The following is a 15,575-nucleotide window of genomic DNA, read 5'->3' as shown; positions in this document are numbered from 1 at the left end:
CCCGCCGCGCCATCGGGCGGAGACACGCCAGGCCCCCGCATGCCGTATATGCGATGATCTGTACCATTGGTGCCACTCGTGTGCCTCATGCTCGTGTACCGCGTACACGTCGGGAAGTACTTGCCAGGCCGACCCCCGGAGATGTCCGTGCATGACACTCCCGACACCTCTGCGACGGCGCCCCCGCCCTTCGGCGCGGAGCCGCTGGTCCGCATTCGTGGCCTCAGCAAACACTTCGGCGGCACCCGCGCCCTGAAGGGAGTCGACCTCGACATCCCGGCCGGCAGCGTCCTCGCCCTCCTCGGCCCGAACGGCGCCGGAAAGTCGACACTCATCAAGGTGCTCGCCGGGGTCCACCGCGCCGACGCGGGACGGATCACGGTGGCCGGGCATCCCCTCGGCAGCCATGACGCCACCCGGAGCATGTCCTTCATCCACCAGGACCTCGGGCTCGTGGAGTGGATGACCGTGGCCGAGAACGTCGCCCTGGGCGCCGGGTACGGTCGCCGGGCGGGGCTGATCTCGTGGCGGCGGACCAGGGAGACGTGCGCCGAGGTCCTGCGGACCGTCTCCGGACGGCTCGACCCCGACGCGCGCGTCGCCGACCTCGCCCCGGCCGAGCGCTCGCTCGTCGCCGTCGCCAGGGCCCTGGCGACACGGGCGGAACTCATCGTCCTCGACGAGCCGACCGCCCGCCTCCCCGCCGCCGACTGCGCCCGCCTCTTCCGCGTCCTGCGCACCCTCCGCGACAGCGGACGCGGCATCCTCTACGTCAGCCACCGCCTGGACGAGGTGTACGAGGTCGCCGACACCTTCGCCGTCCTGCGCGACGGCCGTCTGGTGCGCCACGGCCCCCTCGCGGGGCACAGCCCGGCCCGCCTGGTGCACGACATCGTCGGCGAGGAACCGGCCGCCCGCCGGCCCGCGGCGGCCCCCGCCGACGGCCCCGCCGTCCTGATCCTCAAGGACGTGCGCACACCCGGCGCGGGCCCGGTCAGCCTGGAACTCAGGGCCGGAGAAGTGCTCGGCCTGGTCGGGCTCACCGGAGCCGGGCACACGGACCTGGGACGGGCCCTCGCGGGCTCCCGGCCCCTCCTCGGGGGCCGGGCCCTGCTCGGCGGCCGGCCGTACCACCCCCGTCTGGTCGCCGACGCCGTCGGCCTCGGGGTCGGCCTCGTGACCGGGGACAGACAACGGGAGGGCTGCGCCGCCGAGCTCACCGTGCGGGAGAACCTCCTGGCCAACCCGCGCGCGGGAGGCCTGCCGGCGCTGTACTGGATCAGTCCCCGCCGAGAACGCGCGGAGGCCACCACCCTGATGGAACGGTTCTCGATCCGTCCCCGCGACAGTGAGGCGCCCATCGCCACGCTCTCCGGCGGCAACCAGCAGAAGGTCGTGATCGGCCGCTGGCTGCACCTGGGACTGCGTGTGCTGATCCTCGAGGAACCCACCGCGAGCGTGGACGTCGGCGCCAAGGCCGCGGTCCACCGCCTGCTCGACGAGGCACTGTCCGCCGGTCTCGCGGTCCTTCTCCTGTCCACCGACTTCGAGGAGGTCGCGGGCGTGTGCCGGCGCGCCCTGGTCTTCGTCCGGGGCACCGTGACAGCCGAACTGAGCGGCGCGGACCTCACGGTGGCGGGGCTCACCCGTGCGGCCTCGGCCCTGCCTCCCTCCGGAACCGCGACGAGCCGATGACCACCCCGCCCAGCCCCTCCACCCCGCCGGGGGCCCGGCCACCCCGACCGGGCCCGCCGGGGCGGCTGCGCGGGCTGGGCGGTCCGGTCGGGCACCTCCTCGGCACCTACGGCCTGCTCGCGCTCACGGCCCTGCTCTTCCTGGTCTTCTCCCTCGCCCTGCCCCGCACGTTCCCCACCCTGGACAACGTCGACTCGATCCTGTCCAGCCAGTCGATCCCGGCCATCCTCGCGCTGGGCGCCATGGTTCCCATCGTGACCGGGAAGTTCGACCTCTCCATCGGTTACGGCCTCGGCCTGGCACACGTCATGGTGATGCAGCTCGTCGTGAACGAGGGGTGGCCCTGGCCGCTCGCCTGCCTCGCCGTGATCGCCGGCGGGACGGTCGTCGGCGTCCTCAACGGCGTCGTCGTGGAGTTCGGCCGGATCGACTCCTTCATCGCCACGCTCGGGACCGGCAGCATGATGTACGCCGTCACCGGCTGGATCACCGACGGCGGACGGATCGTCCCCGGCCCCCAGGGCCTGCCCGCCGCCTTCACCGACCTCTACGACTCGACCTTCCTCGGCCTTCCCGTTCCGGCGTTCTACGTGCTCGCCCTCGCGCTCGTCCTCTGGCTGCTGCTGGAACGGCTGCCGCTCGGCCGGTACCTGTACGTCGTCGGCTCCAACCCCCGGGCCGCCGACCTCGTGGGCATCCCGACCCGCAGGTACTCCGTCTACGCGTTCGCCGCGTCGGGACTGATCGTCGGCTTCGCGGGGGTCCTGCTGGCGGCCCAGCAACAGATCGGGAACCCCAGCGTCGGCCTCGACTACCTGCTGCCCGCCTTCGTCGGCGCCCTCCTCGGCTCGACCGCGATCAGGCCCGGACGCCCCAACGCCCTGGGCACCCTCGTCGCCGTCGCCGTCCTCGCCGTCGGCCTCTCCGGCATCGGCCAGCTGGGCGCGGATTTCTGGGTCATTCCGCTGTTCAACGGCGCCACCCTGCTGATCGCGGTCGGCCTGGCCGGCTGGTCGGCCCGCCGCCGGCTGAGCACCGGCGCCGCCTCGGCCCCCGAGGCGCCCACCGGGCCGCCGCACTCCCCGCCCTCGTCCCCGCCCGACGGAACCACCCCAGGGACCACCTCATGAACCGCACCACCGTGCCCACGGGCTTCCCGTCCCGGATCGCCGCCGCGGCCCTGCTGGCGGCGGCCCTCCTCGCCGGCTGCGAAAGAGGATCCTCGACCGGCCCGCAGAACCCCACCGCCGGCCCGAACGGCTGCCCCACCGTGCACGCCCGCGCCGAGTCCGCCGTGGAACGGGCCGAGCGGACCGACGTCCCCTGGGACGGCCCGACGAGCGGTCCCGCGGCGGTGTCCGGACGGAGCATCGTCTACGTCGCGCAGACCATGACCAACCCCGGAGTGGCGGGTGCCGCGCAGGGCGTGAGGGAGGCGGCCGGGGTCGTCGGCTGGAACGTCCGGGTGATCGACGGCGGCGGCACACCCGCCGGTATCCAGTCGGCCTTCAGCCAGGCCGTGGCCCTGCGGCCCTCGGGCATCGTCATCGGGGGCTTCGACCCCAACTCGACCTCGCAGCAGGTCCAGCAGGCGGGCGCCGCGGGCATCCCGCTGATCGGCTGGCACGCGGTCGCCGCCCCGGGGCCCAGCGAGAATCCCCGGCTCTTCACCAACGTCACCACCAGGGTCGAGGACGTGGCCCGGATCAGCGCCCAGTGGATCATCGCCCACTCGAACGGCAACGCCGGGGCCGTGGTCTTCACCGACGCCTCCATCCCGTTCGCCAAGTACAAGTCCGACCTGATCACCAAGCAGCTCGCGACCTGCTCGGGGGTACGGTTGCTGGCGAGCGCCAACATCCCGATCCCCGACGCGAGCAGCCGGACCCCCCGGGAGGTCTCCTCCCTGCTGTCGCGCTTCCGGAGCGAGTGGACCCACTCCGTCGCCATCAACGACCTGTACTTCGCGGACGCCGCCCCCGCCCTGCGCGCGGCCGGCGAACCGGGGGAGGGCCCGCCCTTCAACATCGGCGCCGGCGACGGCGACCCCTCCGCCTTCCAGCGGATCAACAACGAGCAGTACCAGTCCGCCACCGTGCCCGAACCGCTGTCCCTGCAGGGCTGGCAGATCATCGACGAGTTCAACCGCGCCTTCACCGGACAGCCCGCCAGCGGGTACGTCGCCCCCGTCCACATCAGCACGGCCGACAACAGCGAGGGCGCCACCACGTGGGACCCCTCGGGTTACCAGCAGGGATACCGGCAGATCTGGAACCGGTGACGGCCGTCCGGGCGCGGGCGCCTAGGGTGGGCCGCGTGACGGAGCACAACAGCGGTCCGCGGGCCGCCGCGCGCGAGGACCACCGGCCCCTCGCCGTCTTCGACCTGGACAACACCCTCGCCGACACCGCGCACCGGCAGCGGTTCCTGGAACGCAGGCCACGCGACTGGGAGGCGTTCTTCGCTGCCGCGCCCGGTGATCCGCCGCTGGCACAGGGGGTGGCGCTGGTGAAGGAGAGCGCCGAGGAGTGCGAGGTGGTGTACCTGACCGGGCGGCCCGAGCGCTGCCGGCGGGACACGCTGGACTGGCTCGCCGCGCACGGGCTTCCTGGGGGGCGGGTGTTCATGCGCCGCGACGGTGACCGCAGGCCCGCGCGCCGCACCAAGCTGGAGATCCTGCGCCGTCTCGCCCTCACGCGTGAGATCCGTGTGCTCGTGGACGACGACGAACTGGTCTGCGAGGACGCCGAAAGGGCGGGCTTCACGGTCGTACGCGCGCGGTGGGCGGCCACGTCGGCGGCGCTGAAGGTGGCGCAGGAACGGGAGGGGCGGACCTGACAGCGCGGTACCGGCACGGCGCGCCCGGCGCGGTCAGTGCGGGTCCTCCAGCCGGAAGCCGACCTTCAGGCCGACCTGGAAGTGCTCGATCTCGCCGTTCTCGATGTGGCCCCTGATCTGCGTGACCTCGAACCAGTCCAGCAGGCGCAGGGTCTGTGAGGCGCGGGAGATGGCGTTGCGGATGGCCTGGTCGACACCGTCGGGGGAGCTGCCGACGATCTCGGTGACGCGGTAGGTGTGCTCGGACATGCAAGTGATCCTCTCTGCGCGGTGCCACGCGTCCCTCCACGGTGCCGCAGAGTTCGGCGGTCCGCGAGACGTCGGGGGAGCGAACCGAGGACCTCCCCCGACGGCAGGCCCTTGACGACAGTCAATGGTCTATACCAAAATCCGGCCAACCCGTACGAGCGACCAGCTCGTCCCCCACGTCGGGCGCATCCTCCCTGTCCGGACCTCCGGCAAGGCAGAACAGGACCCCCTCGTGAGACGTCGCTCCGCTGTCGTGTTGCTCGCCCTCTCCCTGCTCACCGCGTGCGGCGTCCTCCCCGGCGGCGACGAGCAGCGGACCGTCACCGTGTGGCTCATGAAGGACAGCGCCTCGGACGCGTTCCTCAAGCGGTTCACCGCCGACTTCGAGCGCAGGCACACCGACCTCCGCCTCGACATCCGCATCCAGGAATGGACCGGCATCGGCGACAAGGTGAGCAAGGCGCTCAAGGCGGACGACGGCACCGCACCCGACGTCATCGAGGTCGGCAACACCCAGGTCGCCCAGTACGTCGACGAGGGCGGGCTGCTCGACCTGACCCTGGAGTCGATGCGCGACTGGGACATGAACCACTGGCTGCCCGGTCTCGCCGAACCCGGCCGGTACCTCCACCACCAGTACGGCATCCCCTGGTACGCCGCCAACCGTGTCGTGATCTACCGCAAGGACCTGTTCGCGCGGGCCGGCGTTGAGAAGCTGCCGAAGACGCGGGACCAGTGGCTCGCCGTCACGAAGAAGCTCGACTCGGGGCAGCAGCAGGGCATCTACCTCGCCGGACAGGACTGGTACACACTCGCCGGGTTCGTCTGGGACGAGGGCGGCGAACTCGCGGAGGAGTCCGCGACCGGCTCCGGCCGCTGGACGGGCACGCTGGACACCCCCGAAGCCCTGCGCGGCATGGACTACTACCGCCGCCTCCAGGCGCTCGGCGACGGGCCCATGGACGCCGACGAGGACCACCCGCCCCAGGCGGACGTGTTCGCCAAGGGGAACGTCGCGCAGATCGTGGCCGTGCCCGGGCTCGCCCAGGCCATCGTGAACCAGAACCCCGGTCTGAAGGACGACCTCGGCTACTTCCCCGTCCCCGGCAGGACGGCCGCCAAGCCCGGTGCCGTCTTCACCGGCGGCTCCGACCTCGTCATCCCCGAGCGCACGGACGACCGCGCGGGAGCCGTCGCCGTCGTCTCCGCCCTCGTCGGTGCCAAGTGGGCCACCGAACTGGCCCGGGCGATGGACTACGTGCCCAACAAGACCACCCTCGCGGGCCGGGTCGCGGACGAGGAGGGCGTCGCGGCCATGGCGGCGGGCGCCGCGCAGGGCCGGGCCACCCCCGCCTCGCCCCAGTGGGGCGCGGTCGAGGCCAACAACCCCATCAAGGACTACATGACCGCCGTTCTCACCGGCGCCGACCCCAGGGCGGAGGCCGAGCGCGCGTCCCGGCAGATCACGGAGGCCCTGACCGAGCACCTCGGCTGACGCGGGGGCAGGCGGACCGGCCGCCGGGCCGGCCCCGTGCGGCGGACCGGCCCGGCGGCACACCTCACTGTGCCTGGCTCAGTGACAGGGCGAACCTCCCCTCGCGGTCCGTCCACCAGTGCGTCAGCTTCAGGTCGACGGCGGCCAGTTCGGCGCGCACGCCGTCCTCGCGGAACTTCGCCGAGACCTCGGTGCGCAGTTCCTCCCCGGCGGCGAAGTCGATGGCGAGGTCGACCGCCGGTATCTTCACGGTCTGCGCCGTCCGCGACCGCAGCCGCATCTCGATCCACTCGTTCTCCGTGTCCCACACGGCGACGTGGTCGAAGGCATCGGGGTCGAAGTCCGCGTCGAGCTCGCGGTTCACGACCGTCAGCACGTTCTTGTTGAACTCGGCCGTCACCCCGGCCGCGTCGTCGTACGCGGCCACGAGCACCGACGAGTCCTTGACCAGGTCCGTGCCGAGCAGCAGCGCGTCGCCCGGAGACATCAGAGCCCGTACGGAGGCCAGGAACCCGGCGCGTTCGACGGGCAGCAGATTGCCGATCGTGCCGCCCAGGAACGCCAGGAGCCGCGGCCCCGGCGTCCGAGGCGGACTCAGCGCGGCGGTGAAGTCGGCGATCAGCGCGTGCACATGGAGGCCGGGCCGCTCGGCGACCAGTGCCTCGCCCGCCTGCCTCAGCGCGCTCTCGCTGACGTCGACGGGTACGTACGTGTGCAGGCCGGGCATGGCGTCGAGCAGGTGCCGGGTCTTGTCCGAGGAGCCGGAGCCCAGCTCCACGAGGGTGCGGGCACCGGTCGCGGCCGCGATCTCCGTGGCACGGGCCAGCAGGATCTCGCGCTCGGCGCGCGTCGGGTAGTACTCGGGCAGTTCGGTGATCCGCTCGAACAGCTCACTGCCGTGGGCGTCGTAGAACCACTTTGGCGGCAGTGTCTTCGGTGTGCGGGTGAGGCCGTGCAGGACATCGGCGCGCAGGGCGGCGCCGGTGGCGTCCTCGGGCAGGGTGCGGGTCAGCTGGAACGGGCTCACGCGATGGGCTCCTTGGGCGGTGCGGGTGCCTTGTCGTCGGATGCCGTGGTGGTGTCGGTGGTGTCGAGCGCCAGGTTCTCGATGTCCTTCAGCGGGGTGAGCAGCACGTCCGTACGGCTCGCCGCGAGCAGCGTGCGGTCGGGCACCTCCTGCCAGTGCGGGTCGTCGTCGTACGGCTCGGACGCGACGACCGTGCGGCGGCCGGGCTCGGACAGGTACCAGAGCGTGTCGCCCCAGGCGGTGGCGGCGATCGTCTCGCCATTGGTGAGCAGCAGGTTGAGCCGGGAACCGGGTGCCGCTTCGGCGACCTCCAGGACCGTGTCGGCGAGTGCCTGTCCCTCCTCCTGCCCGGCGCGCAGCCGGTTCAGCACCAGCGCCCAGACGAACGCCGAGTCGGAGCGGGCCTCCATCGACAGCAGGTCCACCGGAGGCAGGGCCGGGACCAGCGGGGCCAGGGAGCGCGGCCATCCGGCGACGGCCCCGTTGTGGCTGAACAGCCAGGTCCCCGCGGCGAACGGCGCCGCCGCGGCCTCCCCGTCGGCCCCCGCCACGGTCGCGTCCCGCACGGCGGCCAGCAGCCCGGTGGTCCGCACGACCCGGGCCAGGTCCGCGAAGCTCTGGTCGCCCCAGATCGGCCCGGCCCGCCGGTAGCGGCCGGGCACCGGATCGCCCGCCGCGTACCAGCCGACGCCGAAACCGTCGGCGTTGACCGTTCCGTACCGCTGCCGCCGCGGCGCCCACGACTGCCGGTACAGGCTGTGCGGCGGGTCCACGAGGACCCGGCCGAGCGGCTCCTCGGGGCCCAGGAACGCCAGGTGCCGGCACATCAGCCCAGCTCCGCGAGTTCCGGCGAGGCGTCCCGCGCCGTGCGGAAGCCGGAGAAGATCTGCCGCCGGACCGGATAGTCCCAGTTGCGGAACGTCCCCCGGCACGCCACCGGGTCCACGGCGAACGCACCACCGCGCAGCACCTTGTACTCGGAGCCGAAGAACACCTCCGAGTACTCCTTGTACGGGAAGGCCGCGAACCCCGGATACGGCAGGAAGTCGCTCGACGTCCACTCCCACACGTCACCGATCAACTGGCGTACTCCCAGCGGTGATTCGCCCTCCGGGTAGCTGCCCGCCGGTGCCGGGCGCAGGTGGCGCTGGCCGAGGTTGGCGTGCTCCGGCGCCGGGTCGGCGTCACCCCACGGATAGCGCCGGGAGCGGCCGGTGGCCGGATCGTACCGGGCCGCCTTCTCCCACTCCGCCTCCGTGGGCAGCCGGCGCCCCGCCCAGCGCGCGTACGCGTCGGCCTCGTACCAGGACACGTGCAGGACGGGCTCGTCCGGCGGCACGACCTCGGTGACGCCGAAGCGCCGCCGCAGCCACTGCCCGCCGTCACGGCGCCAGAACAGGGGCGCCGAGATGCCGTGCGCCTTGATATGGTCCCAGCCCTCCGGGGCCCACCAGCGCTCGTCGCCGTAGCCGCCGTCCTCGATGAACGCCTGGTAGGCGCCGTTGGTCACCGGTGTGGTGTCGATGTGGAAGGGCGGCACCAGGCGCCGGTGCGCGGGCCGTTCGTTGTCCAGCGCCCAGGGCTCGGTCGACGTGCCCATCATGAACGGGCCACCGGGCACGAGCACTTCGGCGGGCCCCGTGAACGGCGGCACCGGCTCCGGATCGGGAGCCGTCAGGGCCACGTCGCCCTTGCGGAGCTGGTGCGTGATCAGCATCGTCTCGTCGTGCTGCTGTTCGTGCTGGGCGATCATCCCGAACGCGAAACCCGCCTCGGTGAGCCGCGTGCCGTGGAACGCGGTGCTCTCCAGCACGTCGAGCGCCCGGCCGCGCACCTCGGCCGCGTACCGGCGGGCCTCGGCGGGCGGCAGCAGCGGCAACGAGGGCCGCTCCGCCCGCGGGTGCTCGAACGCGTCGTACAGCCCGTCGATCTCGGGCCGCATGGCCTCGCGCCCCGCGACGTTCCGCAGCAGCCACAGCTCCTCCTGGTTGCCGATGTGCGCGAGGTCCCACACCAGCGGGGACATCAGCGGCGAGTGCTGGGCGGTCAGCTCGGGGTCCTCGACACAGGAGGTGAGCAGCGCGGTGCGGACGCGGGCCCTGGTCAGCGCCTGGAGCGCGCGCTCACGGAGTATCTCCGGGTCGGTCGTCTCGGGCGCGGTCATGTGCGGATGTCCTTCCCGTGGAGCTGGTCGAGCAGGTCGTCGGCGGGGCAGCGGCCCCTGGCCACATAGCGGTCGGTGAAGGCGGCGACGGCCGCCCGTACGCGGGCGTCAGCGCCGAGCCGGGGCAGCGCCTCGGCAGCCGCCCGGAAGCAGGCGAGAGCCGCCTCGTGCAGTTCGGGGTCCGCCAGACCCGATCGGGCGGCCGCGATCCACAGCGGATTGTGCGGGGCGGGCAGCGAACCTGCCCGCTCCGCCAGCGGCTTGACGGTCCGGTAGGCGGTCTCCGCCGCCTCGGGGTCCTCGAACAGGGCGGCCGTCACGGCGAACGGCACGATCCACCCGTCCTCGCCGGGCTGGGCGTCGATCATGCGCAGTTCGAGGTGACCGCGCGGCCGGACGGGTGGAAAGAGGGTCGTCAGGTGGTAGTCGAGATCCGCACGACCGGGCGGATCGGGTGCCCGGGTCCAGTCCCGGAAACTCATGCCCCGCGGGACGCCCCAGGGGCCTTCCTCGGCGCGGACGCACATCACCGGAGCGTCCAGGACGTGCCGCGCCCAGACCGCCCGCGGATCGCCGTCGAGCGGGGGAGCGCCGGCCCGGCCGGGGTCCATCGCCGCCCAGAGCGACTGCCGCGTGGAACGCCAGCCGGTGACGCGGCCACGGGCGAGCGGGGAGTGGGCGAACGCCGCCAGCAGGATCGCGCCCACCTGGTGCGCCAGCCACCAGCGCCGCCCGTAGCCCAGGGGGCCCGGCTCCTCGTACCCGGCGTCCAGGCACACCTGGACGGACGCGGAGGAGCACATCATCGCCCGGCCCTCGGGCCCGAAGCGGTCGAGACACTGCTCCATCGCGTCGTAGCGGGGCTCGTGCAGATAGCGGCGGGGAAGGTTCCAGGGGTCCTGGCCGAAGCCGTTCAGGACGAGTCCCGCCTCGCGCAGTACCGCGCGGACGGCGTCCAGATCGGCGGAGACGGACTCGATGACGCCTGTCAGGGAGGCGGCGGGTGCCGAGCTGAGCTCCAGCTGGCCGCCCGGTTCGACGGTGAGCGCCGAGGAGAGGGGCAGGGCCCGCAGTGCGGCGTAGGCCGCTTCGAGACGTTCGGGTGGTACCGGGAGCCGCGGGTCACGCAGCTCGTGGACGAGCCATTCCACTTCGACACCGAGGGTGCGGGGCGGGCCGGTCTTGAAGCAGATGCCGCGGACCAGGGCCTCGACCTCTGCCTCGGTGACGGCGGAGCGCCGCTCCGTACAGCCACTGGGTGAATCGGACATGTAGGGATCCTCCTGAGATTCCGCCATGCCGCCGGTCCGGCTTCGGTTGGTGCCCGACCGGCAACGCTCGTCCCACCCAAAACCCTTGCGCCGGTTCGCACAAGGGCGCACATCGTGTCTTTCGGTATTCGAAAACTCTTTCTCCCGGGGTGCCCACGCTCTGTTCTCGCAGCCTTCACGAGCCGCTGCGGACCAGGAAATTCCGTTGCGGCTCAGGATCAGCATCGCTCAGGATGCGTGCATGAGCACGACGGGGGAGTCGTCATGAGCGCGCGCCTGCGCGGCATCGCGCGGGAGACGGAGGAGATCGTCGCCAAGGGCGCCTACTGTGCGGCCGACGGGCGCGAGGTGTCCATCGCGGCGAGTGTCGCGGCGGCGCGGGCCGGCGCGCGGCTGTTCGGCCCGGACCCGATCGAGACGCCGCGGGTCGACCCCACTCCCACGCGGATCGAAGTCACAGGGGAAAGCAGCCTGGAGGCCGCACGGCGGCTGGTCCGGGACGACGGCCCGCCGGTCGCCGTCCTGAACTTCGCCTCCGCCCGCAACCCGGGAGGCGGCTTCCTCAACGGCGCGCAGGCCCAGGAGGAGGCCCTGTGCCGAGCCTCCGCGCTGTACGCGTGCGTCCGCGAGGTCCGCGCGTTCTACGACCACCACCGCGCCCACCGCGACCCCTTCTACACGGACCGCGTCATCCACTCACCCGCCGTCCCCGTCTTCCGCGACGACCGGGGACGGCTCCTGGACGCGCCGTACACCGCGGGCTTCCTGACCGCGGCCGCACCGAACGCGTCAGTCATACGCCGTACGGCGCCGGAGCGCGTGCCCGAACTGCCGCGAGCCCTCGCCGCGCGCGCCGAACGGGTACTGGAGACGGCCGCGGCGTGCGGTTACCGGAAGGTGGTGCTGGGCGCGTGGGGATGCGGGGTCTTCGGGAACGACCCGGGGCAGGTGGCGGAGGCGTTCAGGGAACTGCTGGTGAAGGGTCGTTTCGAGGGGCACTTCGAGCAGGTGGTGTTCGGCGTGCTGGACCGCACACAGGGGGCGATGACCCGGGGTGCCTTCGAACGGGCGTTCACAGGCTCTTAAGGGGCGCGAGGAACTGCGCGACAAGCCACAACGGACCCGCACCCGGCACACGGCTCAAACCCACCCGTACCGCTCCCGCAACCGCCGCACCACGGAGTTGAACCGCATCCGGTCAAGCGCACACGCCTCCCGCCGCATCCCCGCCTCGTACAGCCGCAGCACCCGGTCCACGTCCACCCAGGACTCCCGCCCCGACCGGTCCCACGGCCCGCTCCCGATCGGCACCCACTCCCTGTCGCCGTCGTGCCGCTTGCTGGAGAGCTGTACGGCGAGCAGGGTGCCCGAGGGCTCGCGGGCGACCACCAGCACGGGCCGGTCCTTGCCCCGCCCGTCGTTCTCCTCGAACGGCACCCACGTCCAGACGATCTCCCCGGGATCGGGGTCGCCGTCGTGGGCGGGCGAGTACTCGGTGCGCACACGGCCGACCTTGCGCGGGTCGGCCTCGGTGGTGGCGGAGGGGCCGTGGCGGCCGGGGACGTCTTCAGCGGCGAACGCAGTCACGCGGGCCACGTTAGAGCCTCAGGTCGACCCCGGTACACGCCAGGCCCCCCTCGCCCTCCTCACGTCACCTTTCTCCCTCGTCGACCGGCACCGTCTCCGCCCGCGGCGGAACGAACCCGTTGAGCCCGGCGGCAACACCGCTGCCGCCTCCCGCGGTGCCGCACTGGTTCATCGACGCGAGGAGCTGACGGGCGAGCCCCAGCCCCGTACCGCCCATGGCGAGCGCCTTCGCGAACATGTCGGCCATGCCGTCGGCGCCGTTGAGCAGCACCATGTTGTCGACGCTGCCGAAGGCGCTCGCGCCTGCCAGCACGATCTCCGGCCCCCTTTCGGCGAGTTGCTGGGCGACCACGGCCTCCTGGTTCTCCGCGAGGGCGGCGGCACGCGCCTTGATGGCCTCGGCCTCCGGGAGACCCCTGGCCCGTGCGGCCTCGGCGACCGCCAGGCCCTTCGCCTGCTGGGGTGCGGCCTCCGCCTCACCGGTGGCGCGGGTCGCGGTCGCGGCGGCGGCGGCGCCCCGCGCCCTCGTGTCCCCGGCCTCGGCGCCCGCGGCGGCCTTGACCCGGGTCGCCTCGGCCGCGGCCGCCAGCTCCGTCTCCTTCGCCTTGGCCTGGGCGGCGGAGATCCGCGCGTCGCGCTCGGCCTCGGCCAGCGTGCGCTTCTCGTACGCTGCCGCGTCCGCGGGTTTGCGGACATCGGCCTGGAGCTGCTGTTCCCTGCGGTGGGCCTCCAGTTCGGCGACCCGCGTCTCCTGGACCACGACCTCCTGGCGGGCGGCGGCGTCCTCCAGCGGTCCGGCCTGCCGGGCCCGCGTCGCGGTCTTGTCGCGCTCGGCCTGGTAGCCGGCCTGGAGGATCTCGCTGTCCCGGGTCGCCTCGGCCATACGGGCGAACGACTGCTGCTCGGCCTCCGTGGCCAGGCGGTTGGCCTCGGCCTGCGCGATGCGCGCGTCCCGCTGCACGGCCGCCGCGTGGGGCATGGCCAGGTTCTGCGTGTAGCCCGTCGGGTCCTCGACCTCGTGGATCTGCAGCGAGTCGACGATCAGCCCCAGCTTCTCCATCTCCGTCCCGCAGGCGGCCCGTGTCTGCCCGGTCAGCTTCTCCCGGTCGTGGATCATGTCCTCGACCGTCAACCCGCCCACGATCGACCGCAGATGACGAACACGTTGTGCACGCGTTCCGAGATCAACTTCTGCTGGTCCAGGAACCGGCGGGCCGCGTTGGCGATCGACACGAAGTCGTCGCCGACCTTCAAGATGACCACGTCCCGCACCTTCAGCGGGATGCCCTGGTGGGTCACGCAGTCGACGGACAGCTCGGTCTCGTTCAGGTCGAGCGACAGCTTGCGCACCGCCTGCACACCGGGCGCCACATGAGCTCGAGAACACCGTCGATGAAAATGAGCGCGAGGACGGCGGCCCCCGCGACGACGCCGATGACCATCGGCACTCGCCCCCTTTGCATGGTGCCCTGACGGCACCGAACGAACGCGAGTGTCCCTCCGCGCAAGCCCCGGGTACAGGAGCCGGTGAAACCTTGCCGGAACCTTGACGCACCGCTCTCACCTGGAGTGCGGCGCACTCAACTGTCGTACACCGCCGTCACATGGACCGTCCGCGGCGGAAGGTACTCCACCACCATCACCACGGTCCCCGGCTCGATCCGCTCCTTGGCGGACGCCGCGTACGCGAGGAAGTGCTCGGCGCCGCCCCGCACCCGGACGATCACGTCTCCGACGCTCCCTCACGCGGCAGTGGGATCCGCGGCGGACGGCAGGGGCGGCCACCGTTCGTGCCACCGCTGGTCCGCCTCCAACTGCGCGGCCAGCGACACGAGAAGGGGTTCGCTGTTCGCCGGGCCGAGCAACTGGGCACCCACGGGCAGTCCGTCGACGAACCCGGCGGGGACGTTCATCCCGGGCCAGCCCAGCACGTTCCACGGCCAGGCGTACGGGCACGCCGCGATCATCGCCCGGTCGGTGCCGAGCCCGCCGAGGTGCAGCATGGCGCCGATACGCGGTGGGGGAGCGGCGGTCGTCGGCGCCAGCATGACGTCGTACGACGTGAAGAGCGCCCCGATCCGCCGGTGCAGCGAGGCCTCCGCGCGGCGGGCCACCCGCAGGGGCGTCCCGGCCAGCAACCGGCCCAGGCGGGCGGAGTCGAGTGTGCGCCGGTCGAGGAGGTGCGGGTGGGGGACCTCGCGCACCCACTCGGCGATTCCGGCGGTGGCGCGCGGCACGAACGTCAGACCGATCCGTCCGTAACTCGGCTCCGCCTCCTCGACCTCGTGCCCCAGCGCGGCCAGCCGCTCCGCGACGGCCAGGACACGCTCCCGCACACGGGGATCGAGTCGCGCGGGCAGTGCGGTGAAGGGCGGTTTGAGGGACACGGCGATCCTGAGCCGTCCGGGGTCGCGGTCCACCGCCTCGGAGACCCTCAGCGCGGGCGGGCGGTGCAGGTCGCCCTCGTGGTTGCCGCTCGCCGCGTCCAGGAGGAGGGCGGCGTCGGCGACCGTGCGGGCGAGCGTGCCGTTGACCGTGATGCCCTGGAAGGACTCCGGGCGTGGCCAGGTCGAGATGCGTCCGCGCTGCGGCTTGATGCCGACGAGGTGGGTCCAGGACGCGGGGATGCGCACCGAGCCGGCGCCGTCCGAGCCCAGCGCGGCCGGGACCAGGCCCGCGGCGACCGCGGCAGCCGAACCTCCGGACGAGCCGCCCGGGGTGTGGTCGGGGTGCCAGGGGTTGCGGGTGGCGCCGAAGGCGGGCCCTTCGGTGAACGGCCACTGGCCCAGCTCGCAGGTGTTGGTCTTGCCGACGACGATCGCGCCGGCCGCGCGCAGCCGCCGTACCGCCTCGCCGTCCTCAGTGCGCGGCGGGAACTCCCCCTGGCAGCCGAACGCGGTGGGTTCGCCGGCGACGTCCATGTCGTCCTTCACGGCCACCGGCACCCCGAGCAGTGGGCGCCGCTCACCCGCGGCCAGTGCCTTGTCCGCGGCGTCGGCCTCGGCGAGGGCCGCCTCCGCCCGTACCCGGCGGAAGGCGTTGACCGTCGGCTGGGTCGCCTCGATGCGGGCCAGCGCCCGCTCGACGAGCGTCCGCGACGTCACCTCCCCGGCGGCCAGCGTGCGAACGCACTCCGCCAGACCCGCGGATCGGTCGGGAGCCATACGGGACACCTCCGGGTGGGACGCTCCGGTGGGACGTTGTCTACCGAACGGTAACGTCCTGGCGGGCCCGGTGGCACGAGATGCG

14 protein-coding genes and 1 pseudogene are annotated in these 15,575 nt (G+C 72.8%); 6 read left to right on the top strand and 9 right to left on the bottom strand.

Going from position 1 to position 15,575, the window contains the following annotated elements; translation table 11 throughout:
- The first annotated feature begins 147 nt into the window (after nucleotides 1–147).
- Genes ACZ49J_RS06130 through ACZ49J_RS06115 form a run of 4 tightly spaced genes read left to right on the top strand, consistent with a single transcriptional unit; the run spans nucleotide 148 to nucleotide 4,533 of the window.
- Nucleotides 148–1,695, top strand: coding sequence for a sugar ABC transporter ATP-binding protein (locus ACZ49J_RS06130; RefSeq protein WP_467448317.1), 1,548 nt, complete (start codon nucleotides 148–150; stop codon nucleotides 1,693–1,695).
- The gene (locus tag ACZ49J_RS06125; RefSeq protein ID WP_467448319.1) at nucleotides 1,692–2,825 is read left to right on the top strand and encodes an ABC transporter permease; all 1,134 of its coding nucleotides are present in this window, start codon (nucleotides 1,692–1,694) and stop codon (nucleotides 2,823–2,825) included. The genes ACZ49J_RS06130 and ACZ49J_RS06125 overlap by 4 nt, the downstream gene beginning before the upstream one ends.
- Nucleotides 2,822–3,976 carry a substrate-binding domain-containing protein gene (locus tag ACZ49J_RS06120; protein WP_467448321.1) on the top strand — a complete coding sequence of 385 codons (1,155 nt, stop codon included), beginning with the start codon at nucleotides 2,822–2,824 and terminating at the stop codon, nucleotides 3,974–3,976. The genes ACZ49J_RS06125 and ACZ49J_RS06120 overlap by 4 nt, the downstream gene beginning before the upstream one ends.
- 35 nt (nucleotides 3,977–4,011) lie before the next feature.
- The gene (locus ACZ49J_RS06115) at nucleotides 4,012–4,533 is read left to right on the top strand and encodes a phosphatase domain-containing protein (protein ID WP_467448324.1); all 522 of its coding nucleotides are present in this window, start codon (nucleotides 4,012–4,014) and stop codon (nucleotides 4,531–4,533) included.
- A gap of 33 nt (nucleotides 4,534–4,566) precedes the next feature.
- Here ACZ49J_RS06115 and ACZ49J_RS06110 read toward each other — a convergent pair whose 3' ends face one another.
- Entirely contained in the window at nucleotides 4,567–4,782 is a 216-nt protein-coding gene (locus tag ACZ49J_RS06110) for a dodecin (RefSeq protein ID WP_467448326.1), read from the bottom strand.
- 232 nt (nucleotides 4,783–5,014) lie between these two features.
- Here ACZ49J_RS06110 and ACZ49J_RS06105 point away from each other — a divergent pair, with 232 nt between their 5' ends.
- Complete coding sequence (locus ACZ49J_RS06105; protein ID WP_467448327.1) at nucleotides 5,015–6,277, top strand: extracellular solute-binding protein; 1,263 nt, start codon at nucleotides 5,015–5,017, stop codon at nucleotides 6,275–6,277.
- Nucleotides 6,278–6,341: 64 nt separating this feature from the next.
- Here ACZ49J_RS06105 and egtD read toward each other — a convergent pair whose 3' ends face one another.
- Genes egtD through egtA form a run of 4 tightly spaced genes read right to left on the bottom strand, consistent with a single transcriptional unit; the run spans nucleotide 6,342 to nucleotide 10,739 of the window.
- Entirely contained in the window at nucleotides 6,342–7,304 is a 963-nt protein-coding gene (egtD, locus tag ACZ49J_RS06100; RefSeq protein WP_467448329.1) for an L-histidine N(alpha)-methyltransferase, read from the bottom strand.
- Nucleotides 7,301–8,131, bottom strand: a complete 831-nt coding sequence (gene egtC, locus ACZ49J_RS06095; protein WP_467448331.1) for an ergothioneine biosynthesis protein EgtC — start codon at nucleotides 8,129–8,131, stop codon at nucleotides 7,301–7,303. The genes egtD and egtC overlap by 4 nt, the downstream gene beginning before the upstream one ends.
- Nucleotides 8,131–9,468: an ergothioneine biosynthesis protein EgtB gene (gene egtB / locus ACZ49J_RS06090; protein WP_467448333.1), complete on the bottom strand. Its 1,338-nt coding sequence runs from the start codon at nucleotides 9,466–9,468 to the stop codon at nucleotides 8,131–8,133. The genes egtC and egtB overlap by 1 nt, the downstream gene beginning before the upstream one ends.
- Complete coding sequence (egtA, locus tag ACZ49J_RS06085) at nucleotides 9,465–10,739, bottom strand: ergothioneine biosynthesis glutamate--cysteine ligase EgtA (RefSeq protein ID WP_467448334.1); 1,275 nt, start codon at nucleotides 10,737–10,739, stop codon at nucleotides 9,465–9,467. Before egtA ends, egtB begins: the two co-directional genes overlap by 4 nt.
- Before the next feature lie 264 nt (nucleotides 10,740–11,003).
- Between egtA and ACZ49J_RS06080 the strand changes: the two genes are divergently transcribed.
- Nucleotides 11,004–11,825, top strand: a complete 822-nt coding sequence (locus ACZ49J_RS06080) for a TIGR02452 family protein (RefSeq protein WP_467448336.1) — start codon at nucleotides 11,004–11,006, stop codon at nucleotides 11,823–11,825.
- Between the two features lie 54 nt (nucleotides 11,826–11,879).
- On the opposite strand, the gene ACZ49J_RS06075 is transcribed toward ACZ49J_RS06080, so the two are convergent.
- From ACZ49J_RS06075 to ACZ49J_RS06060, 4 genes and pseudogenes are all read right to left on the bottom strand, one after another.
- Nucleotides 11,880–12,326, bottom strand: a complete 447-nt coding sequence (locus ACZ49J_RS06075; protein ID WP_467448337.1) for a type II toxin-antitoxin system PemK/MazF family toxin — start codon at nucleotides 12,324–12,326, stop codon at nucleotides 11,880–11,882.
- Nucleotides 12,327–12,390: 64 nt separating this feature from the next.
- Nucleotides 12,391–13,768: pseudogene (locus ACZ49J_RS06070) on the bottom strand (SPFH domain-containing protein).
- Nucleotides 13,769–13,906: 138 nt separating this feature from the next.
- Nucleotides 13,907–14,053, bottom strand: coding sequence for a hypothetical protein (locus ACZ49J_RS06065; protein ID WP_467448338.1), 147 nt, complete (start codon nucleotides 14,051–14,053; stop codon nucleotides 13,907–13,909).
- Between the two features lie 15 nt (nucleotides 14,054–14,068).
- Complete coding sequence (locus ACZ49J_RS06060) at nucleotides 14,069–15,490, bottom strand: amidase (protein ID WP_467448340.1); 1,422 nt, start codon at nucleotides 15,488–15,490, stop codon at nucleotides 14,069–14,071.
- Between the last annotated feature and the right edge of the window lie 85 nt (nucleotides 15,491–15,575).

This window comes from Streptomyces sp. NPDC030840 (assembly GCF_055572015.1).
Note: the sequence above shows the minus strand (reverse complement) of the source record. Positions and strands in the feature narration are given on the sequence as shown.